The organism is Prolixibacteraceae bacterium, from assembly GCA_019856515.1.
In the GTDB taxonomy this organism is placed as follows: Bacteria; Bacteroidota; Bacteroidia; order Bacteroidales; family Prolixibacteraceae; genus Halosquirtibacter; species Halosquirtibacter xylanolyticus.
The window spans coordinates 4,284,839-4,308,513 of the sequence record CP082230.1 but is presented as its reverse complement, the minus strand read 5'-3'; the positions used below and the strand labels follow the sequence as shown (position 1 = coordinate 4,308,513).

19 protein-coding genes and 1 other RNA gene are annotated in these 23,675 nt (G+C 35.0%); 10 read left to right on the top strand and 10 right to left on the bottom strand.

Annotated features, from left to right (window positions below; translation table 11 throughout):
* Nucleotides 1-238: 238 nt before the first annotated feature.
* A complete protein-coding gene (locus K5X82_15785; protein ID QZT36689.1) occupies nucleotides 239-544 on the top strand; it encodes a transposase in 306 nt (101 codons plus the stop codon).
* A complete protein-coding gene (locus K5X82_15780; protein ID QZT39143.1) occupies nucleotides 502-1,416 on the top strand; it encodes an IS3 family transposase in 915 nt (304 codons plus the stop codon). The genes K5X82_15785 and K5X82_15780 overlap by 43 nt, the downstream gene beginning before the upstream one ends.
* A 553-nt stretch (nucleotides 1,417-1,969) precedes the next feature.
* On the opposite strand, the gene K5X82_15775 is transcribed toward K5X82_15780, so the two are convergent.
* Entirely contained in the window at nucleotides 1,970-2,161 is a 192-nt protein-coding gene (locus K5X82_15775; protein QZT36688.1) for a hypothetical protein, read from the bottom strand.
* Between the two features lie 246 nt (nucleotides 2,162-2,407).
* Here K5X82_15775 and K5X82_15770 point away from each other — a divergent pair, with 246 nt between their 5' ends.
* From K5X82_15770 to K5X82_15750, 5 genes are all read left to right on the top strand, one after another.
* The gene (locus tag K5X82_15770; GenBank protein ID QZT36687.1) at nucleotides 2,408-4,354 is read left to right on the top strand and encodes an endonuclease; all 1,947 of its coding nucleotides are present in this window, start codon (nucleotides 2,408-2,410) and stop codon (nucleotides 4,352-4,354) included.
* Nucleotides 4,355-5,695: 1,341 nt separating this feature from the next.
* Nucleotides 5,696-6,658 (top strand): DUF4062 domain-containing protein, encoded by a 963-nt coding sequence (locus K5X82_15765; GenBank protein QZT36686.1) that lies wholly within the window; start codon nucleotides 5,696-5,698, stop codon nucleotides 6,656-6,658.
* A gap of 34 nt (nucleotides 6,659-6,692) precedes the next feature.
* Nucleotides 6,693-7,787 carry a hypothetical protein gene (locus K5X82_15760; protein ID QZT36685.1) on the top strand — a complete coding sequence of 365 codons (1,095 nt, stop codon included), beginning with the start codon at nucleotides 6,693-6,695 and terminating at the stop codon, nucleotides 7,785-7,787.
* Nucleotides 7,705-9,090, top strand: coding sequence for an IS1380 family transposase (locus K5X82_15755; protein QZT36684.1), 1,386 nt, complete (start codon nucleotides 7,705-7,707; stop codon nucleotides 9,088-9,090). Before K5X82_15760 ends, K5X82_15755 begins: the two co-directional genes overlap by 83 nt.
* A 219-nt stretch (nucleotides 9,091-9,309) precedes the next feature.
* Nucleotides 9,310-10,035 (top strand): hypothetical protein, encoded by a 726-nt coding sequence (locus K5X82_15750; protein QZT36683.1) that lies wholly within the window; start codon nucleotides 9,310-9,312, stop codon nucleotides 10,033-10,035.
* A 51-nt stretch (nucleotides 10,036-10,086) separates the two neighbouring features.
* Here K5X82_15750 and K5X82_15745 read toward each other — a convergent pair whose 3' ends face one another.
* The 4 genes from K5X82_15745 to K5X82_15730 form a co-directional block, all read right to left on the bottom strand.
* Complete coding sequence (locus tag K5X82_15745) at nucleotides 10,087-10,320, bottom strand: hypothetical protein (protein QZT36682.1); 234 nt, start codon at nucleotides 10,318-10,320, stop codon at nucleotides 10,087-10,089.
* Nucleotides 10,321-10,730: 410 nt separating this feature from the next.
* Nucleotides 10,731-10,889 (bottom strand): DNA adenine methylase, encoded by a 159-nt coding sequence (locus tag K5X82_15740; GenBank protein ID QZT36681.1) that lies wholly within the window; start codon nucleotides 10,887-10,889, stop codon nucleotides 10,731-10,733.
* A 26-nt stretch (nucleotides 10,890-10,915) separates the two neighbouring features.
* Nucleotides 10,916-12,196: a HipA domain-containing protein gene (locus K5X82_15735; GenBank protein QZT36680.1), complete on the bottom strand. Its 1,281-nt coding sequence runs from the start codon at nucleotides 12,194-12,196 to the stop codon at nucleotides 10,916-10,918.
* Nucleotides 12,197-12,202: 6 nt separating this feature from the next.
* Nucleotides 12,203-12,499 (bottom strand): helix-turn-helix domain-containing protein, encoded by a 297-nt coding sequence (locus tag K5X82_15730; GenBank protein QZT36679.1) that lies wholly within the window; start codon nucleotides 12,497-12,499, stop codon nucleotides 12,203-12,205.
* A 937-nt stretch (nucleotides 12,500-13,436) separates the two neighbouring features.
* On the opposite strand from K5X82_15730, the gene K5X82_15725 reads away from it, so the two are divergent.
* A complete protein-coding gene (locus K5X82_15725) occupies nucleotides 13,437-14,339 on the top strand; it encodes a DUF4238 domain-containing protein (protein QZT36678.1) in 903 nt (300 codons plus the stop codon).
* Between the two features lie 63 nt (nucleotides 14,340-14,402).
* On the top strand, nucleotides 14,403-14,645 hold the full coding sequence (locus K5X82_15720; GenBank protein ID QZT36677.1) for a hypothetical protein: 243 nt from the start codon (nucleotides 14,403-14,405) through the stop codon (nucleotides 14,643-14,645).
* Nucleotides 14,646-14,811: 166 nt separating this feature from the next.
* On the opposite strand, the gene K5X82_15715 is transcribed toward K5X82_15720, so the two are convergent.
* A complete protein-coding gene (locus K5X82_15715) occupies nucleotides 14,812-15,003 on the bottom strand; it encodes a DUF2158 domain-containing protein (GenBank protein QZT36676.1) in 192 nt (63 codons plus the stop codon).
* Between the two features lie 275 nt (nucleotides 15,004-15,278).
* Nucleotides 15,279-16,088 carry a DNA adenine methylase gene (locus K5X82_15710; GenBank protein QZT39142.1) on the bottom strand — a complete coding sequence of 270 codons (810 nt, stop codon included), beginning with the start codon at nucleotides 16,086-16,088 and terminating at the stop codon, nucleotides 15,279-15,281.
* 55 nt (nucleotides 16,089-16,143) lie between these two features.
* Between K5X82_15710 and K5X82_15705 the strand changes: the two genes are divergently transcribed.
* Nucleotides 16,144-16,524: a hypothetical protein gene (locus K5X82_15705; GenBank protein QZT36675.1), complete on the top strand. Its 381-nt coding sequence runs from the start codon at nucleotides 16,144-16,146 to the stop codon at nucleotides 16,522-16,524.
* A 379-nt stretch (nucleotides 16,525-16,903) separates the two neighbouring features.
* Here K5X82_15705 and ssrA read toward each other — a convergent pair.
* The 3 genes from ssrA to K5X82_15690 all read right to left on the bottom strand — a co-directional run bounded on the left by ssrA (nucleotide 16,904) and on the right by K5X82_15690 (nucleotide 22,960).
* Nucleotides 16,904-17,314: a transfer-messenger RNA gene (gene ssrA / locus K5X82_15700) on the bottom strand.
* Between the two features lie 459 nt (nucleotides 17,315-17,773).
* Complete coding sequence (locus tag K5X82_15695) at nucleotides 17,774-20,362, bottom strand: hypothetical protein (protein QZT36674.1); 2,589 nt, start codon at nucleotides 20,360-20,362, stop codon at nucleotides 17,774-17,776.
* A gap of 252 nt (nucleotides 20,363-20,614) precedes the next feature.
* Entirely contained in the window at nucleotides 20,615-22,960 is a 2,346-nt protein-coding gene (locus K5X82_15690; protein QZT36673.1) for a right-handed parallel beta-helix repeat-containing protein, read from the bottom strand.
* Between the last annotated feature and the right edge of the window lie 715 nt (nucleotides 22,961-23,675).

Genomic DNA, 23,675 nt, shown 5'->3' with positions numbered 1-23,675 from the left:
ATCATCCGTCTAATCCATGGCTAAAACTCCTTCGTGTCTTTGTGCCTTAGTGGTACTTTTCCCTTCCACCACATCCAGATCCGTGTAAATCCGTATCATCCGTCCAATCCGTGGCTAAAACTCCTTCGTGTCTTTGTGCCTTCGTGGTGCTTTTCCCTTCCACCACAACCTGGAATTGCTACATTTGACCGGAGATAAGGTTAAGTCCTTAGTAATCTATATTTTATATATTTGCATTATGACACAAGGTAAACAAAGACAAGGGTATGATAAGGAGTTTAAGCTGATGGTTGTCAATCAAGTATTGAATGGCCGTAGTTCAACTCAAGTTGGAGAAGAGCATGGATTAGATAGCTCTATGATTCGTCGTTGGGTTCGTCAGTTTAAAAAGTATGAGGATAATAGTTTTCAGGGCAATGGCAATATTGTTGAAACCGAAGAGGAGAAGCGCATACGGATTTTAGAACAAGAACTAAATAGGGTTAAGATGGAGCGAGACATATTAAAAAAAGCGGTGGGCATATTCTCCAAGACAGACAGTTAATATATGAGTTCATTGTTAGTCATTCAATGATATTTCCTGTTGAGATTATGTGTAAAGTATTAGGTGTTAGCAGCTCATCTTATTATGAATGGAAAAGTGGTCGTATATCTAAGAGAAAAGAAGCCTTACAACGAGATACAGGATTAATACTTGATATATATAATAAATCAAAACGGCGATATGGTAGCCATAAAATTAAGGCCCAGTTAGGCCGAATTGGTGTGAGTACATCAAGAAATAGAGTAGCAAGAATAATGCAAAGTCAAGGGATTAAGAGTTGTATTTGTAAATCCTATAAACCACAAACAACCACTTCCAATCATGGTAAAAGAGTAGCGTTGAATCATCTTAATAGAGAGTTTACGACTGGTGCACCGACAAAAGTTTGGGTCTCAGATCTAACCTACATCCCGACAGACCAAGGTTGGCTTTATTTAACGACCATCATGGACCTATTTGACCACTCTATTGTTGGATGGTCCATGTCAAAGGATATGACTGCGGAAAATACAATTATGAGGGCTTGGAATATGGCTAAGACAAATCGTCCTCCCCAAAAAGGAATGTTATTTCACTCTGATCAAGGAGTCCAATTTGTAGCAGATGTATTTCAAACAGATTTAAAGAAATATAAGGTGATTCAAAGTATGAGTAGAAAAGGGAACTGTTGGGATAATGCTGTGGCAGAAAACTTTTTTAAGATCATCAAATCAGAACTAATTGACCATAAGCACTATCACTCTTTCTCTCATGCTAAATCCGATATCTTTGATTTTATTGAGGTATGGTATAATAAGAAAAGATTGCACTCAGTTTTAGGTTACAGAACACCAGCTGAGTTTATGGAAGAGTATATTAAAAATGTGGCTTAATATTTTATCCGGTAAAAAGTTGCATATCCAACCAGATCCGTGTAAATCCGTATCATCCGTCTAATCCGTGGCTAAAACTCCTTCGTGTCTTTGTGCCTTAGTGGTGCTTTTCCCCTTCCACAACAACCAGATCCGTGTAAATCCGTATCATCCGTATCATCCGTCTAATCCATGGCTAAAACTCCTTCGTGTCTTTGTGCCTTCGTGGTGCTTTTCCCTTCCACCACATCCAGATCCGTGTAAATCTGTATCATCCGTCTAATCCATGGCTAAAACTCCTTCGTGTCTTTGTGCCTTCGTGGTGCTTTTCCCCTTCCACCACAACCAGATCCGTGTAAATCCGTATCATCCGTCTAATCCGTGGCTAAAATTCCTTCGTGTCTTTGTGCCTTAGTGGTACTTTTCCCTTCCACCACATCCAGATCCGTGTAAATCCGTATCATCCGTCTAATCCATGGCTAAAACTCCTTCGTGTCTTTGTGCCTTCGTGGTGCTTTTCCCCTTCCACCACATCCAGATCCGTGTAAATCCGTATCATCCGTCCAATCCATGGCTAAAACTCCTTCGTGTCTTTGTGCCTTCGTGGTGCTTTTCCCCTTCCACCACATCCAGATCCGTGTAAATCCGTATCATCCGTCCAATCCATGGCTAAAATTCCTTCGTGTCTTTGTGCCTTCGTGGTGCTTTTCCCCTTCCACCACATCCACAAATAAAAATCTGTGTTCATCTGTTCAATCTGTATCATCTGTGTACCATTCTTGCGCTTCAACCCTTTCTGACTAAATACTCTTCCTACATCCCAATAAAACTCTGTTCAATGGATATATGCGACTTGTTGCCCCAACAATTTCATGAAAAAAAACCGAGTAATTTAACAGAGTCCACCCATTTTTACAATGATTTAAAACATGTGATAAATAACAATAAGTTTACTTATAATAAGACCTTTTTGGTTATTTTTAGATCTAATTAAACCATAATATCTTACATAATGAATAAACTTCTACTTTTAACTCTTTTTCTCTTCTCTACATTAGTTAATGCACAAATAGTCATTAATGAAGTGGATGCGGACAACCCAAGCACTGACACGAAAGAATTTATTGAATTAAAAACTACGAACCCTAACACACCATTAGATGGATATGTGGTAGTATTGTTCAATGGCTCTGATGACAGTAGCTATGATGCTTTTGACCTTGATGGCTATACATCAGATGTCAATGGCCTATTCGTATTGGGAACAAGTGGGGTATCACCATCTCCTGATCTTATTTTTTCTAAAGCAGATAATGTCATTCAAAATGGTGCAGATGCCGTAGCTATCTATCGAGGTGATGCCACAGACTTTCCAAATGACACACCAATCACTCAGACCGACTTGATTGATGCCATCGTTTATGATACCAATGATGGGGATGACCCTGGACTACTAAATGGTTTAGGCGTTTCGGTTCAATATAATGAAAATGAGAATTCGGATAAAGACCACCACTCCAACCAACGTAAAGCGGACAATACATTTGAAGCGAAAATTGCTACACCTGGTGCGCTAAATAATGGTACTGGAGTTCAAAAGCCAACGATAGCTATCTCCACAACAAAAAACGTCTACGCAGAGGGAGAACAGTTTGATATCACTTTTACATGTTCAGAAGATGTAAAAAGCGACCTAACCATCAATTACACCTTAACAAAAGACAACTTTACAACTAGCGACTATACAGGTGATCTATCCGTTACAATAGGTAATGGAACAACGACTGCTACCTCTACTATCGCTCTAACAGATGACACTGAAGATGAAGGGGATGAGACTCTTGTTGTAACTTTAGATAATTTGAATGCCGACTATCAAGCGACAAATAACTTCTACGCGATTACCATTAAAGATAATGACTATGCTGTAAGTAATTATGGAACACCGCTTAACCCTACTTATGGTAAGGTCTCTACCACAGCTTCAGATGACTATTATAGTAGCCTATATGGATTGTCTGGTCAAGACCTAAAAAATGCCATCACTACATTAATATCAGATGCAAGCGTAGTTAGAGCACAAACCTATGGCGATGTTTGGGATATGTTAAAAGAAGCAGACGTTAATCCTAGTAATAATAGTGAGATATGGCTCTTATACTCTGAACAGGGTCGAGGAAAATCGGAACAGCAAGGTTCTGGTTCAAGTGTAGGAAAATGGAACAGAGAACATGTATACCCACAATCAAGAGGAGGCTTCAAAGATGGAACTTCAAGAAGTGCAGATGGTAAAGAGGTATATATGAATACTGATGCAAATCATACTGAACATGGACATGCAGATGCCCATTCATTACGTCCTGCGGATTCAGGTGAAAATACTCGACGAAGCAATAACGACTTCGGCGAGGAGTATAGTGGACCAGCAGGTAATGCTGGAAGTTGGAAAGGCGACGTGGCACGAAGTGTAATGTATATGGCTTTAAGATATAATGCACTTGATGTGGTAACAGGAAACCCAGACAACGGTACAGTTGGACAACTTGGTGACCTTACCCATCTATTAGCATGGCACAAGGCAGACCGACCTGATGATTATGAGATGCACAGAAACAATGTTATTTATGACTGGCAGAAGAACCGTAATCCATTTATCGACTTTCCAGATCTAGTCGATTATGTCTTTGGAGACAAACAAGGATCGGTTTTTAATAAATCTACAGCTATTGATGAAAAATCTAATGTATTATACTTTGTTCCAAATCCTGTAGTTAATAAGATAAGATTCAAAAAAACCATCTCTGGTTACATTGAGATATATGATCTCAACGGTAAAAAAGTTCTCTCTGATAAGGTTAATGCAAGAGAATATGACCTATCTACATTAAAGAGTGGACTATATTTCTACCAAATCCAAACTAAGACAGAGAGCTTTAAAGGAAAAATAATCAAGAAATAAATTTGTACAAAACGATAAAAGCGACGATCACCCATTGAACCTTTTATCGTTTATCCGAAATTATTCATAAACCCAAGTAACAAAGAACTTGTTTATCTTCTTAGGAATATAGACAAGTTCTTTTCATATACGAATCAAACCACACTTCAACAACTACTCCAAAGGAAAACCAAAGATCTCTCATAAACGAGATAAAGCAGAAAAATATAGCTAACGAACCAACGGATCAACTCAGGTTATTAAAAAAGTAAAACCAAAGACACTAAAATTATTTGGCAACCCATCCACACTCCATATACCCTAGGATCCCCCCTAACAAACAGCTACTAACACCCGACATAAAACGGACATATTACGGACTTAATACGGTGATGACACCAATATAACTCAGATCTCATTCGAAGATCCCTCGAAGAAAAGGCCAAATCGATGAGCGAACTTCGAATGAACATTGAATGAACTTCGAACCATCACCGATCTCATCCCGACTTTAAACCGTTTCAAATCAGGTGAAACTAACTGTTTACTTATAGTCAAACAGCTGCAAAGTTCATTCATTTACACCTCCTCTAGACTACAATGAATAATATTAACCCTCCCCTAGCTGTTCAACCAAACTCTTTCGTCGTATGCATACCAACTTATTACTCTCCTAAAACGCGACGATAATACGCTAAAACCTTCGGCAATTACACCATAGCATTCCATCCATAATGTAAAATAGTTTTTACAAAAACAGTCATATTTGTAAAAACTATTTTACAATGACTCAAATTTCAACACTTCTTCGATAATAGATAATTTGACTAGAATTTAAGAATAATACGGATTATTGGAGACCAATCAGAATCGAGAAATACCTCACAGTCATAGCAGACCACACAGCAATCTAAAATAAAAAAAGGCAGATAGTCTTAGAACTATCTGCCCTTTTGATGTGGAGTTGGAGGGGATTACTTAACACCTCTCCCACAACACCTTACAAACAACGGTATCATATGGGTATCACGGCCTTTCTCACCGTTTCACATTCATTAACTTAATTATTACCAAACTGAACTCTTAATCAATTTGAGGTATCAAAGATACTATTTTTTAGGTAAACAGATACTACGGATAATTGAGAAACTATATGACAATAAATATTTGAAGAAGATCCATTAGGGTATCATTAGACAATTTCAGATCATTATTTCACTACAAAATAAACAACAATTATTCTAAAAGATTAAATAATAAAAATCAAATAATTTGCAAAAACACAAAATGCTTTTTTTTGAATACTTTTATAATGATATTTAACATCAATAATATTAAAAACCAGATTATAAGCAACAATTTATGGCTAAACCAATCATTTTTATAAGCTCAACCTTCTATGATCAAAAACAAGTTAGAGCTGACCTTGATAACTTCCTTAAACAACTTGGATATGAAACAGTAAGAAATGAAGAAGGTGATATACCTTATGGGAATCAAAAAAGATTAGAAGAATATTGCTACAAAGAGATTGATAACATTGATATCCTCATTTGTATTATAGGCGGAAGATATGGGAGTCAATCAAATGTAGATGAAAAATCCTCAGTTACACAGATGGAGTTAGAAACAGCAATTAAGAATAATAAACAAGTGTATATCTTTATTGAGAAGAATGTGCTTACTGAGTATGAAACTTATTCACTTAATAAGAGTAATGATATCAAATATCGCTTTGTTGACAATATTAAGATCTACGAATTTATTGCTAAAATAAAATCGTATAATAAAAATAATACAATACACGGCTTCGATGCTGTTGCTGATATTGTTTCATTCTTAAGAAATCAGTTGGCTGGACTTTTTAAAAGGCTTTTATCCGAACAGTCTAGAATTGGCGAAATATCTCTTATTAATAAATTAGAGGACACATCCAAAACCCTTCAGAAACTTGTTTCATTCTTAAGTGAGCAAAATAAGGAACAAGGCAACAATATAGATCGAATCCTAATGCTCAATCATCCCTTGACTGAGGAATTAAAAAACCATCTTAAAATTAAATACAACCTTTACATTGACACTTTTAATGATCTTAAGAATTTTATGGAGTCTCAAGGCTTTACATTAATGAATGATGCTGAACTAGCTTTTGACGATCGCTTTGGAGGAAGTTATGTATTTCAAGATACTAACAGGGGGGAACCAATAATTGAGATAAGCACTGAAATATTTCGATCAGATAAATTACTTTTCTTCAATTCAAGTAATTGGAATAAAAAATTTGTAACATATCATAATGAAGAGGTGCTAGACCTTGGGATGTAATTTATCAGTTTATATAAGCTCAACAATTAATTTTATGCTCGAATCAATTTCCATATTTCTCAAGTCTAAAATAGTTTTAGTAATCAGCACGAATGCTTTAACTCTTGGCTTAAAGGTTGCTTTTGACAGATTTTCACTGAATCATAAATTAAAGAAAGAATTCTATTTTGAACAAAAGAAACAAATCAAACAAGAAATAGCAAAAACAAAAACGCCTCTTCTTAATAGTTGTGAGGAGTTAAACTATAGACTTTGGAATTTCAATATTAATATAGGTAAAAATTGGCATAAGACTCCAATGTCTGATTGGGCATCTTCTGATGTTTATTATTTAAGAAGTTATGTATATCGTTTACTTGTATTTTTCTATTGGATTCTTAAAACAGAAAAAGACTTAACTCATTATGATGCAACTATCGCAGATAAAAAAGACTTAAATTATCTAATGTACATTAAGACTTTCAAAAATATTTTTTGTGATACAATTTTATTAAAAAGTCTAAATTACGATGCGAATTCAGATGAGAATCATTTTTACAAAAATAATTTACAACTATATGCAGACTATGTAAAAGGGGACAATGATGATGTAATAGACTTTGATACATTCTCAGATAAAATTAAAAATGACCTTTCTTCTATTGAAAAAGTATTCAAATACATTAATGATATTTCCAATAATGATGACAATAAAAATCTCAATGTTATTAGATGTTTTCACTTGATTCTCATAAAGTTCTTATCGTCTTATGGACATGATTATCACAAAACTGAATACAAGAAATTAAATCGATTGCTTATAGACTATTACAAAAAGATAAAAATTAAAGACGAGTTTATAGAATTTTTAAAGCGTAATAAAATGAAAGGTGAACTGAAGTATATAATACTGAAAATTAATTCTAAGATCATAAACTATATAACACCTAGATTTGGCGACTTAACAAAAAAAAACGAAGAAATATTTATTTATGTTGTTGATTGTCATTATCTTAAACTATTGAAAACAAAATTATTTGATTCACTTTTAAGAAATACTCTTGATCATGTCAACGATAACAAAAATAGGTATTTCACGCTCCAAATTATCAGATCGAGCTGGACTATCACTGATTATGAATTTTATTAAAAACATTGGATTCTATTCCCTAGTATCAAACAAGTTTCTATCAAAGATCGCCTACAGTGGGTATGGTTTAACATTGGAATCATTTTTTTGTCAAATGGTCGCACATTTTATTGATGGAACTCACAGTTCAATCTGTTCCTTTGATAGAAAAAAACTCAGTGCATCATACGCACCCGTTATTGGTATTGAGAAGAATGAATTAGCCTCTAGTTTTCAAATAAAACGATTCATAGTAAAACTGTCACAACTATCAAACAGTGAACTGTCTGAGATTCTAAATGAACTCTTTATTTGGCGATTACTACATGAAAAGCCTAAGGTTATTGTTCTTGGGGTAGACACAATGGTAATGGACAACAATTATTCAGAGAAGAAAGAAGACAATAAACCGACGTATAAAAAAGTAAAAGGTTTTCAACCTCTTCATATATCATGGGAGAACTCCCTTATAGATGTCCTATTTCGTCCTGGTAATCACCACTCTAATCATGGCAATGACTATACCGAGAGAGTAAAACATATTGTAGATTTGATTAGATCTCGTTATAGCGAATCTGTCCCTATAATCGTTTGTTCAGATAGTGGTTTTCTAGATGAAAAAGCATTCAACTTTTTTGATCAGTTGAATATCTCTTTCATTACAACAGGAAAAATGTATAAAGACATAACCTCTGAACTAGAACACATTAAACGAGGTGATTGTGAGAAATATACTAATGGAACGTTACAATGGGATCTCTATGATTTTGGCAATAAATTAAAGAGCTGGAGTAAGTTTTGGCGCTGCATCGCAACTTCATTGTCTCGAGAAGAAGATGGTCAGAGGGTATTAGATCTGTCAGGTCCTGACAATCTGATTTACACCAATATTGGAAAAAATAAAATCTCAGACGAACGATTAAAAAAAGCAGATATGAGTGATATTTTAACTGCGAAAGGTATAGTTCAGTTATCTCACCATAGAGGTGCAGACGAATTGATTCATCGTAGCCTAAAAGAGTTGGCTACTACTGAATCATTGCCATTTAAGAAATTTAATCAGAATAAGGTCTATTACTATATTCTGGCAATGAGTCATTCACTTTTTGAGGCTTATAAGAATGACATTTCCTACGATAAAATATCGGCCAAAGCATATCCAAATACATTTAGAAGAAAATTAATCGATTTTGCTGGTGAAATTGTTGAAGGAGGAAGAAATACAACTTTAAGAATCGCAAAAGAGGTACAAGAAGAATTTGAAATTAAAGAATTATGGGAAAGATGTTTAAAACCTCCAATTGTATTATTTACAGCAGCTTAGTATTTGAATCTTGTATTGAAAGAAAAATTAAACCGAACGGTAATGGGAAAGGTATACCCTAAAATAAAAAGGTAGAGTTAGTATCGTAATAGAAATCTAAAATATGACTAGAATAAGACCAAAAACTTACCAGAAAACACTCTTGCTTCAAAAAAAAATGAGATGGCGACTTTGATTTATGCTGATAATCTATAATCGCCAAATTTAGGTAACAAAGAAATGCCTAATTTAATAAGCTTAGAGCATATTGATAATGATTATCAAGAGCAGTTCTCAATAAATGATGTAGACTCAAAAATTTATAAGCTCCAAAAAATGAAAGCAAGAAGATATGAACATGTAATCATTGCTGAAGATTATAGTTATATTTATTTGCAAGACAAAATTCAAGAAGACATAACCTCTCAAATATTGTTAAGTCCAAAAATAATAGCTGATAAACAATACTATGAAATCTATTGGACATCATCGAAATCTAAAAAAAAAGGAGACCTATCGTATCTTTTTGAAATATTAATAAAGGAGTTAAATCTACAAATAATCTCAGATAAAGAACAGACTTTTCCAGGTGCTAAGAATTTTTGGACTTCACTGTCAAAAAAGCAATTTGTTGCTATATACAGGTTGGTCATGCCGACTAACCATCGAAGGAGATATGAAAATTGTAAAGAATACCATATATGGGGAATTAAAGGATTTGAAGATATTGGCAATGAATTTAATTCTAGCTATGAATCAAGATTAACACTTGATGGTTCTTATATAGAGCCAGAAGAATATGTAATATCAGGATTGGAAGACATCGATACAGTTATACAAAAAAATAAAAACTCACCTATTGATTATAAAGGTGATATGGATCAATCTATAGAAGAGTATTGTAAAAAATATGGTAAAAGAATACGTGATTGTGAGTCGATAAGATTATTAGCAAGGGCAAAATAAGTGAGAGTAAAATAAGTAAGAGTTAGCCAATTAATATTAGAGATATTTGTTTTATTCAATAGAGATTTCATGTTTCTTGGGTTGATATAGTAAGGTTAGAACGTCTTGGTTATAGATGTTTCGGACACAGTCGGTGTTGTTGATGTGGTAGACACATACGACATAGACTGGAGATGTGGGAGTGGGTTGAATGTTTTGTTCTATGGTCATTTCGACGCTGCCACTGTTAAGTTCGGCAACGTCTCCAGGATTAAACTTTTGCTTAATGATTTTTGATTCTTCCATGATATCAAATTTAAAGGTCTGTGAATAGATCGGTTGGTTTATGTAGGGCTTCGAAGTCGTAGTTTGCGGTGAGCACTTCGATCTTGGATTTGTTGGGTTTGGCCGTGCTATTGTTGTTGGCTACGCTGACGGTCTGTTTGATCTGTTTTTGGTGCCACCCATGCTTTTTAACGAACTCGGTGAGTATATCGGAAGGATAGCTGCTTAATAGAAATTTTCCTTTAATAGAGGATAGGAGAGTAAGGAGGGCTTCAAAGTCCTCTTTACTGCATACCAATTATGATCTAAATTGGAGAATCAAACATTTTAGAAATATATCTCCTTTGGCAAGGCAAAAAATTGAGACATAGTAGACCCTACGTCGATATTTTTTAACGTAGAATAAGAAGATATAGATACAATGGAATGATTCAATTTGGTTCATTATTGGTATTGTCATCATAGTGTCCACAATCGCTGTTAAAGTATGGAGGATCACAATAGAAGAAAGCCTCTTCTTGATCTCTGCTATTGATGATGCGTAGTGCATCGGTGCATTCGATTTGTACGTTCTGGAGTCGTATGGACAATCCCTCGAATAAGCACCTCTCAACACCTAACCTTCTGCATTAATAAAGGCGGTCTTCATCACCTCTTGTTCACTCTTTGAAATATTATATTTATTGGCAATCTCACGCCATGTAGAGACTGAAGATTTAATCTCATCAATAATTTTATCACATTGACTTTGACTAATACGGAAGAATGGAGCAACCTCTTTGACTAGTTCCAAATCAAGAGCATTATCATCCTCCGAAATATTCAATGATAATCCATACGAATTAGGCACAGGATTAATGTCATAAGCAGGAGATAATTGCCATCCTTTGGAGGTCAAAATAAAACCATGATTTCGTAAATGATCATCAGTGTTTGAAATACAAATATTAAAAACTATCCTCCTCCATAATTCTTCTAAGTCCTCCTTTATACGAACGCCATAATTAGAAATAAACTCTACTAACTCTAAATAACTGACACCATCCTCATGATTATTACCATCAGTATAACCCAATAAAGTCATTGCAGAAGCAAAATGGATACGACGACCAGTCAATGAACGATCGAAGCGTTTAGACAAATAGGTATGGTGACGTGTAGAAAACTTTTGAGCCATACCTTCCGCCATATTAATCCCAGCTTTATGCGCAAGAATATTTACCACCATCTCCCATGCCCCAATATCATAACTGTCATTTTTACTCGGGAATTTTGCTATCCATGGATGATTATTCTCATCGATAATACTAGCTTTTGGGCGTGCACCACCTAATGATGAACCAGGAGCAACTAACATTCTTAACCAATCTAAATAATTTGGATCATCAACAATTTTATCCTCCTCGATCTTTATACTTATCTCTTCAAGCTCTCGTATCGAAGACCACGGAGGAGCAGCAAACTTTATGTTGTCATTTAAAAACGGCCCATCATTAGATTCTTTAAAACGAATTGCACCCATTCTATGCTTATCATAAACACCTAAAAGATAATCCGTTTCAAACAATCGTTTAGGAGACCTATTTTCGACTTTAGCCAAAGCAGCTTCTCTTCGAGTCATTAAAATGCGCCCCCATCTATCAGGAGAAGAATCAAGAAATATTCCGAAATTAGATTTCTTATTATCTTGTAAATATTGAGGCCCTACATATAGCTGTAAATCAGGATCAATCATTTGAACAAAAGAAGACTCTAACCACTCTTTGTCATATTCAAATTGAAATACTTCTTTCCCTCTTATTCTATGTGATGAGAGAATGCCCATTAGTTTTGGTATGCTAAACTGCTCCCAATCAGCATAAACAAAAATCTGTTTCATTTGATCCTGCTTGTCCATAACACTTTACTTTCTATTTATCACAGCAATATCTTGTAGTTTACGACCTAAAATATCGTCCTTAGCCACCTCTAATAGATCTTGATCTAAGCCTAATACAATAAGCACTTGAAAGTATAACCCAATACTTGTATTGGGATTTCCTTTTTCAATTTCTAATAGTGTAGGTCTACTTATATTCGCTCTCTCCGACACTTGCTCTGTACTCAACTTTCGTCGCAAACGTGCTAACTTAATATTCTCTCCTAACTCTATTAAAATTCGCTTATGTTTTGGCAATAATACAATAGCTTTCCGTCCCATATTGTAAAATAGTTTTTACAAATATAGTTATTTTTGTAAAAACTATTTTACAAATTACATCTTTTAGTTCTTCTTAGAACATCCATTATCATTAATATAATTCGCTGACTACAACCCTTCTTGATTAGATTATCAGGACAAAAGATTAAAATCCCTATATCGCAAGTTAAGCAATGCCATTATTCATAAAAGAAAACGTAGTAAAACGGTGCGGACTTGCAGCCCATTATACAACTGAAGGATCTAAATATAGTCGATAATATTTAGCATTTTCAGGTTGGGCAGATATCAATGAATAGATCTTTCAGCTTTACAAACAGCCCAAATAAAATGAGTTCAGAAGGATATAATTTTATCGATAAAGCTTATTGCTAATAAAGTGGGTATCATATGGGTATCAAAACATGCTGTTTTTGACGTAAAAAGAGAGTTTATTGAAGAACAACAAAACATACAAAAACAAGAAAGTCAGACAGTTAATACTATCTGACTTTCATCCTGGTGGAGTTGGAGGGAATTACTTACCCCCTCTTTCACAACACCTTACAAACTACGGTATCATATGGGTATCACGGCCTTTCGGACCGTTTTAGATTCATTAACTTAACTTTAATCAAACTGATATCCTAATCAATTTGATATTTCAAAGGTAATATTTTTTTGATATAAATCAGATTTAACACGACTCTCCTAAGCTTGCATAAAAAGTCAATTTCTTACAACAAATGACTTCTTTATTAGATGAGATTGGATCATTTAACAATTTTACTGTATTTAATCTAATAATGATATGTAATTCCAAGGGGACTTTGTAAATTATTTAATTTTAATGTTTTATAGTCTTGTGTAACATTGCTGTAACCACCAAATGAAATAAATGCTAGCTTTGTAGAAATAAAGTGTTATTTAGGTTTTACAAACATAGATTAGATATAAGATGAGTACAGATACTAAAAGACAACATTATGTATGGAGAGCATATCTTCGTTCATGGAGTCATAACGATAAAATATTCTTTAAGAGAGGTGATATAATAGCTAAAACATCTTTAATGAATGTCGGTCATAGAAAGGTTTTTTATAGACTTTCTGAGCTTTCAAATATTGAGAAAGAATTTATATTTGATTCTATTCATAAAATTGCTCCTAGTGATATAAGTTCACTTTTTGATGATATTCAATTCGATTTAGAACTGCTTGAATTTACTAATTCTCATCCAGAATCATTTAATCAAGATTACATCGAAAAAGACTATAATAATTATGATCAGTATATTGAACGTTATCATGGAATAATTGAGAATTATGGCAAAAATCTTATAAAATGTAGATCTTTATTCTCGCTAAATAAATGTGTGCATGAAGAGGGTATTTTAAATATTATGATTTTTTTATTTGTTCAGTATTACAGGACAAATGCTATTAAAGAGGCCTTTGTTAACGATAAAGTATTTGAGGCTGATAAAAAAATATTATCTAAAACTTGGAATATTTTAAGTTTCTGTATTGCAATAGTAGAGGCCTACAATTCTAGTAATAAAAAATTACGTTTTAAATTTTTAGTAAACAAAACTAAGCAAAGTTTTATAACAGGAGATCAGCCTATTTTCAATCATTTAAATACTCATTTTAAAAAATGTTCTCATGATGTTGAACTATACTATCCCTTATCTCCTCAATATGCATTACTAGTTAAGTTTAATGAAACTAATGGGGATCAAATTAGTGAAATGGTACTTGATGAAGCTGCTGTTCATTATTTTAACAAAAAAATAATAGATTTTTCTAGTGAGTTTATTTTTTCAAATAACGATGAATCTCTTTGTGTTTATAAAGAATAATAGTTGTATTTGTTAATTAAAGTGAATATATTGTTGTAATATCAATGTTAAATAAAATCAAGAATGATTAAACATCCATTACGATACACTAGTAACGATCTTAAAGAGATTCTATTTAAGCCTATCGAAATTTGTATAGGTCCTGTCCAAAGTGATGATGTTAATAGAGTGATTAAGTGTGAGATAATTAAATATAATCATGCAGCAAATTCACCTCATCAACCCGTTGACATTGTGGTAAAAGTAGATAATCAGGCTGAGGAATTACTGAATATTTCTGAAGTAAAGTCATTTAAACTATTATAAAAAAAACTTGTTTTTATACCTGAGCATCTATTAAATAGTAAATTTCAATAGTTTTTTTATTACATGTTTAGATTTACTCTTCATACATTCAGATCACGAATATTAACTTTATATAATACTCTCTTTTTTAAAGAATAAAATAGAGAGTATTATGCGTGAGATCAAATTAAAGAATGCCTTTTGACTTCATTTGACTCGATTTTGTTAAAGAAGTTGGAATGAATGATGATGTATGATAAACATCTTGTTTATCAAAGTAACCACACATAATGAAAATATTCTCAATATCTAGAATAGTCATTTTAGGACCACCACTTTTCAACTTCACAACATCTCCTTCTTGAAATTCTTCTTTCATGGTATTAGATTTTAAATTAAGTATCTACAATATACAAAAAATATTTGTAGTAATATTTTACAACAAATCTACTGTTTAATTTCTAACATCTCCTGTCGATATCTAGTGTAATCAGTCCCATTGATATGGTAGACGCACCAGACATCTACGGGCATTGTAGGTCTTGATTGATAATTTACTTCAACGGTCATGGGGACGCTGCCACTTTTTAAAGTGACAACATGTCCTGGTTTGAATAACTTCTTAATTTCTTTTGATTGTTCCATGATACATATTTAAAGGTCGGTGAATAGATCGGTTGGTTTATGTAGGGCTTCGAAGTCATAGTTTGCTGTGAGCACCTCGATCTTGGATTTGTTGGGTTTGGCTGTGCTATTGTTATTGGCTACACTGACGGTCTGTCTGATCTGTTTCTGGTGCCACCCATGCTTTTTAACGAACTCTGTGAGTATATCGGAAGGGTAGCTGCTTAATAGAAATTTCCCTTTGATGGAGGATAAGAGAGTAAGGAGGGCTTCAAAGTCCTCTTTACTATATCCGTCATAGTGACCACAATCGCTGTTAAAGTATGGAGGATCACAATAGAAGAAAGCCTCTTCTTGATCTCTGCTAGTGATGATGCGTAGTGCATCGGTGCATTCGATTTGTACGTTCTGGAGTCGTATGGCCAACTCTTCGGAGAACTCATTTCGTTTGTTGTTGATCTTCTTGGAGGTGCAGTTCTTTGAAATGTCATATCCCCATGTGCCATCCAGCATGGATGAGAAACTTTCGTTTGCCATTACCCATATGGCCCATGCTCTTTTCTCTCTGGAGAACATATGAGGGTTGGCATATATTACCTTTGCATCGTTGAATTGAGAGCGTGAGTGAAGCGAAATACGTATCATGGTAGATAGTGTCGCAAAATCATTTTTAATTGCCTCATAGAAGTTTATAAGCTCTCTATTGGTATCGTTTATTACTTCGATATTGGATGGTCGTTTCGACCAGAAGATAGCACCACCACCGATAAATGGTTCTGCATATAATGTGTGTTTTGGAAATAGTGGTAATATGGTTTTGATTAGGTTCTGTTTAAAAATGAGAACCTTTAAGCTTACACATTTGTTGTTCTTTTACTTATATAAAACAAGAACTATGAATTTTTCCCTTAAAAAAACTACAGTACGTCTATCTATCTCATATAAAGGGGGTTCAGGGACAGATAACCTATTTTGTAATAATGTAAAAGCAATTCTAGATAGTAAAAAGACTATTGAAATAGATTTTCACAATATCATGAATAGTGCTCACTTAGAAAGTTCCTTTGAGGATTTAAAAGAATTAATAAAATTCAGAAATGAAATAGATTTTATCCGCTTTAATGATGCCTATCTAACTAAAAAGGTATGTCAACGAGTTATCAAAAAACAAGGAGAAGAAATTATTTTAAGAATCAAAGCGAAAAAGTTTTATGAACTCGACATGAAATGTTTTTTAGACGATAGAGAATCATTTTTCTTAAAGTTAATATCATAAAACATTGAAATATTTTTAGGTCATCTACTTTTGGAAAAAGTAGGTCTATACTCTAGACATAACATTGTGTTGATGATCTTATATGGTAGTTCAATGTAGTAAGATAAACTCCCTTAATACTGTTTAATCCATAAATTTAAAGTGTGGACTTTCAGCTATTAAGTTTATTACAATTACACGAACAGTACTTTTTTCTGCTCTAGAATATGATGTACCTTCAGTTCATGATGAAGAATATTTTAAGAAATGGCATAGGGTGAATCTAATTTTAATATATAGGCTTATGTCGTTCTGATAACACTGGTATCATAAGGGTATCACAACATCATATAAAATAAAACAATAGCGGTCAAATAGTTACAACTATCTGACCGCTATTTTGTGGAGCTGGAGGGAGTCGAACCCTCGTCCAAACAAGGAAGCAATATGCTTTCTACACGCTTAGCCATGACTTAATTTTCGAATGCATGCTGGATCAAGGCCACCGACATACACCTTAGTCTCTTAAATTCGTAAGCTGGGCAAGACAACCAACTGACTAGTCTCGATATTTCAGCACTTCAGATCCTAGCCGCCTCAAGACGTAGGCACTAGAGAAGCGTCTTGTTTCAGTATCTAATACCGAACTCCCTTAAAGGGTGCTTTAATCTACTATGATTCAATTAAGCTGCAAGAGCAAAGTTATTTTCGCCAATTACAAAGTTTGTACACTTAGGTTTAACGAGCCAAATATACAAAGCTCGACATGCTTACACACCTCTTCTACCTGCTGTCAAAACCAGTCAACCCCATAAAAGAGAGTACAAATATAGTAAAATGGTTTTAATGTTCTATAGGATTATGGAATAATATGCCATTAAATGGACATTAATGACTCTAAAAGATAATTCCATACGAGCAATAATGAAAAGGCTGGACTTCATTATATGGTTCTATCTGAGATGAATACTAGCGATTTTATCTTGTTTAAAACAGAGCTAAACGCTCATGTATAATCTTTTCTACAATACTCTTTTTAGACGAAGAGTAGTCCAAATTGAACAGAGGTGAACCCACATAGCCTGGGATAGCCTAAGAGAGTGAAAGCGTTAATTAAATGGGATCGAAGAGATATTTTCCCATTTAGAAGAGATATGCCGAGTAGGGATAAAAAAAAACGATGCAGGTGATTTAAACCACCTACATCGCAACTGAAAGAGAATTAATCTTACAAATAAGATTCTAAAGTCAAAATTTACCACACAGCTAACTAACGATCATTACGATGTAATGATCTGTTAAGCATATCTAATTCTCTTGAGCTAAGGATTGTTGTTGAATTATCTAGTAAGAAGTCAGAAGCCTCAGCAAATACTTCTGTCTTAAATCTGTTTAACTTTTTCACTTTATACGAAGACAAACCTTTCTGCTTCAACATATTCTGTGTCTCTTTTAACCACTTGTCATTTTCATATTGACACCAGAATGTGTTATAGACTTTCGTTAGTTTGGTGATCTTTTCTGCAGAGAAACCAAGTTTGGTTACCTCCTTAGGCAGATCTAGATGCTTCCTATATTTAAATGAAGGCTTTCCATAGGACTTATATTCAGGATGCTTCACACTCTTCACACCACCAAATTCCCACACTTTACCTTCTTGAACTGCTCCTTTTTGATCTATCACATCTACTCGCCAGTAATAGGTTTTTGATGGAGTAATAGCTTTAGGATGTGCATAACATAAAGCAGACTCTTGCAATAAAACAGAACGCTTACCTAGCTTATTTTTGTTCTCACTTAGATAGACACGATAAGTTTTAGCATGGCGTGCTGGACTCCAAAAAAGATCTAAGTTAGAATCCACATTCTTTGCATGGTTCTTTGGTACTGGAGTCATAGATAGTTTGCCTCTATAACCAGGAATCCAAAACTTCGCAGGATCACTATCATATGCCCCTGTCGGCTCTTTCCATCTCTTTGCCCAAGTACTATTTGGTCTAAAGTCATGGTTGTCTGCATTTCTTAAATACTGGTAGACATCCCCCTGCCAGTTGTTGGCTGTATCGCCTGGACAAGGATATTTCTTCTTTATATTAAAATGGCCTCCAATATAGGGTGCAACATTATTCTTAATGATCGATTTGTTATTGTTTGAGCCCATCATAAGCACACGAGGTACTCCAATATCATTTAATCCACTTAGCGTGTTATAAACCGTGTTATTTAGAACGATATGTTTATCTCCTTTACATTTTATACTTCCGGTACTCCATACCACATTATTGATCACACTACCATTCTCCCCCCAATTCACTAGAGGTGTTTGATAGCCACTTGAGTCAAATCGGATTCCTGACTTCTTCATATCGTGTACCCAATTGAATCGGATAATAGAGCCGTTGATTGCAGCCACACCGACATTTATCCCTGAGCCATCATGTTGCATCAAGCTAAGGTTATAGATATGGTTGTATTCGATCAAACTTCTTCGACCTACACGTACGCCCTCAGAGTTACCCCCTGTGTGTACAGTATTGTAACGAAATGTAAACTCTTCGGCACTACTAAAGTTTAGTGATCCAGAACCTCCACTACCTAAACAAGTCCAGTCTAAATCATGGAAATTACAGTTCTCTACCCTATCACCACGCCCCATCACATACATTCCAGGGCCATCAGCATAAGCAAATACACAGTTGGTCACGGCATTATTGGTTTTCATCTGTTGATCTAATGACAGCTCCTTTTTAGGATAGTCAAATTTAGAAACCTTAGGCTCGTCTAAGATTCCCAACACCAACTTATGATACGAGGGATAGTCGAATCGACAATCATCGATAGTTATATTTTTTGAACGATTAAAACTAAATGTCCCACCAAAGAAATCGATAGACTTCACTGTTACATTATCGACCTCCACACCTTCGATTAGATAGTCGTTTACCTTGCCTTTGTAGTTGAAATCCTTAGGATGTTTCCCTTCTGGAACTACCACATAGACCGCTCTCTCTTTCTTGTCATAAAACCACTCATTATCTTGATCTAGAGCCATCTTACCAATCATATAGTAGTGCCCCTGTTTCTTCTTCGCATTAAAGAATTTCTGATTGCGCAAGAACTTCGGTCCATCAGGTAGAGATTTCTTGCCACGGCTAAAATCCTTTGAGTATTGAAACACATTGCTACCTGCCTGGTGTTTCACCACAGGTTGTGCCCATGATAACCAAGAACCGATATTCAGAACTGCAATGGCTCCAGTAAAATCAATATGTGTATCAGCTAATGACTCCATATTAACCCCTTTTCTAATTCCAAAGGCTGATGCCCCTTCATCGGTACTTTTTTTATAATCTGCTGCCACAGGACGCTGATCGTGTAATGTCCCAAAAGTACTAGCAGGACCTTGATGTCTCCATGTTGCTTTCATGTCCCAAAAAGAGCCATCTTCAAAAGAGGCATTTGGCCACCGTGCCACCAACAACATTTTGTCGTCACGGAACAACTGAGAGACAGGCTTTTTCACTTTCAAACGATAGGTATTTCCTTTTACCTTTTGCCATTTACCTTCTACAGGCATCGTTCCATCGAACACCACTTTCTGTCCAGGCATACTAGAAATAACCAGTGGTTTTTGTCCATGAAATGATAGGTGGTTCAAATTTATAGGACGATGATAAACCCCTTCCGCTATAAAGCAGGTATCCCCTCCTTTTAAACGCTTGATGGCTTTAGCCACCGTAAGCATTGGCTTCTGAATAGAACCCGGATTGTTATCCTTCCCCTCTTTAGAAACATACACATTCTTCGCAGAGAGTGTATTGGAGAGAAGCAGTACACCTATCCCCAAACAATATTTCAAAAAAATTCCTTTTCTTAATGACAACATATCTGACTTATTATATTAAAATAATAAACAATATTTCTCTCAAAAAACTTTATTAATCCCATTGAATTATGAAATAAGCGATAAGTCTTGCGAACATAATTTGTTTAGACAAGGCACATAAATAGCAGCATAGCTCTCTATACAGTGATATTTTAAACTAATTATAAACAAAATAGAACGAATGGATATAGCTCATTTCATAAATTAATGGGGTTAACCACCCTACTACCAGAAGTCGTACAGTTGACCTCCATTGGCAATCTGACGATGGAAGATTGGTTTACGATCCTTATCGCCAGTACCCAACTTCATATACTTTGCAGGGTAGTCAGCCAACAGACCGATTGTAGACATATCGATAGGCTCAAACCCTAACTTAAATGCAGGAGAGTTCTTCTTCAGATTAAAGTTACCATGCTTATAATCGACAAACAACGGGTCCGCATCAATACTGTGTGTCTCGACTTCAAAAGGACGGTATTTTGAAAAGTGTTTCTCCACAGGCGTCTCTTTCTTAGCACACCAAAACAGATTGTAATCTACCTTAGTATTTCTCGGTAGGGAGATGCCTTCTGAAGCACGATAAGAGACACGATAGAAATTTATATCTTCGCTCGAATCAAAGAATATATTACGTTGTACTAGCGAACCATAATCAGCTGCCTCATCAGGATAAGAAGCCCAACGAATTGACTCTTTAGTACTACAATCCAATATCATATTGTTCACCACATGATTAAATCCTTTGTGGACAATCGCTGCCACATTGGCCATGTAGATCACATTCTTTTTAAATGTTGTTCCTCTTTGCCAGTCATCCGTACGAAGCACACCAGAAGCGTGACTCGCAATGTGATGGACATAGTTGTTTTCCACCACATTTCCTTCGCCAGCACCAGACACATTCAATACAGAACCATCACCAAGTGCTTCTAAGGCACGATAGACTTCGTTAAAAGAGACCACATTGTTACGTGCATGGAGGTATGGAGTGAATTGATGCCATTGATCACTTAATTTCGTAGCTAAAGTGACGTTACGTCTTTTAAAGTCGGCATCAATTTCATCCCATCGAATCGTTTTAGAACCCTCATCAAATTTACACTCTCTTTTGGTTAAAATAGGCATTCTAACCCCACACAAACCAACACCTTTACGAGGAACATGGTGAATCAAGTTATGGGTAATCTTGTTGCCTCCACTCTGCCATACGAATATCCCAGCACCTTGTCTCCAAACCGTTCCTACATGATGTATTAAATTACTGACAATCTGATTGTTTTTATTCACATCTTTTGTGCCTGGGCCGTAACCACAAAGCAATATCCCCATATGTCCGACGTGATCAATCAGGTTACTCTTAATAATATTTTTTTGACAATACAGATCCAATCGTATTGCTGAATTTCCACTATTTGTAAAACGACACTTCTCTACCACACAGCTCTCTGCACCACGTAAACGAAGCATTGCATTGGCATTATCAAACTTATCCCAATCGTGCTGAATACCCCATCCTTTGTGGTCATCGGTCCAACTAAAACGATCGCCATGTTGAAATGTAATACCTTCGAAAGATAGGTTCTTCACTGGCACATCTTTCGGCCCTTTATAATCGACATCTCCCTCAACCAATATATACTCTAAAAGAGATGGAACCACTACATCCACCTCAGGTTCGCCACCTTCAGGCCAGTAGTATATTTTACGTGAATTTGATTTTGTTACAAATGTTCCTTGTGAGATATAGTCGATAGCATTCTCTATCCAAGGCTTAGTATGCGATTTTTTAGCACCAGCAGGCGAGTTGGCCTCCATGGTGATATATCCCACCTTATGATCGAAATCAATACGATCTAAAGGAATCAAATTCATAGTCCAAGGTACAGGAGCAAATCCTAACTCTATATCATTCATATTGTCCCAAGGACGTAGAATATGATCAGGATCATCAAAATGAAACCGTTTTAGTTGGTCTCTATCTTTATCGAAATACACATTCATACTACGAGACGAGATATATTCACGATCTTTATCGATATCTGTTTTACCTTGCTCGAAACCGATAGGCTCCATAGCTCTGATCACAAAGCCCTCTTTCTTTGATCGATCAATACGACGATCTCCAGCAAACATCACTTTGAAATCTTTAATATTATCAGGATAGTTTGCTACCCACACTTTTCCTTTTGCCTCCTCAGGAAAGTTTTCTGGGTAGTCCTGAAGTAATTTCCATGAACTCACCTTTACACCAGAAGACAAAACTGGAACCTCCTTTTCGTATGCTTTATACGTATATCGGCACCCATCAGGAGCACTATCTTCGACACCAAAACGGATGGTCTTAGTAATAGGATACACGCCACCTCTAAGGTAAATTGTAATATCTTGATCTCTCTTGTTCGATGCACGAACAGCTAACTTTGCTTTTTCGATAGTTTGGAAAGGCGCCTCCAATGATCCGACATTGTTATCATCACCATCTGGTGAAACATAAAATGAAGAAGGTCCCTCGGGACGACATCCAACTAGAAGTATTAAAAAGGCTATAAGCCCTACAATATTTTTCATCTCTTTTTATATAGTTTAGTTACACAGGCAAATCATGGGAAGAACATTTTTATTAAAATTTATCTACCTCTAAATTCTTCGCGACAATAGAAATAGAGGTAGATAACTCAAACCATATTCAATTATGTTCTCTGCAACAATCATCAAGGACATCTCCAATTGATGATGATACAAACATATTCCAATATCTGTCGAAGTGTAACACGAAATATCCCAAAGAATAATGTAATTTCGTCATCTCTTTTTGGAACCCAACAGAACACTTATACACAAACAGTTACCTTTAAAATTGTATTTAAATATTCCCAAAAAAATTGACCAAATCAAGATTTTTAATGCGCAACACTGCTCTTTTATTGATTTATGGAGTAAATCATGACATAATTGGAGGTGTAAATTGACAAGTGATTCATGTAATTAACATACATGAATCACTTGTTACAACAGCACAAAACACCTCCAAACAAACTAATACACAAGACAATAACAATAAATTAAAAACAGAAATATAACTATCGTAACATTAGGGATAAAGTTGGATTTAACCATAAATGAAATTGTCTAAAACACAAATCCCATTACCAAATATGCTTTTGGTTCCTTTCTGTCCGCCAACCTCACTTTTTGTCCAGACACAAAAACTTGAATAAAGAATCTTCCATATAGGAGATTCTACTCCATACCCATATTTTCAGATAATCGATAGATAGAATTA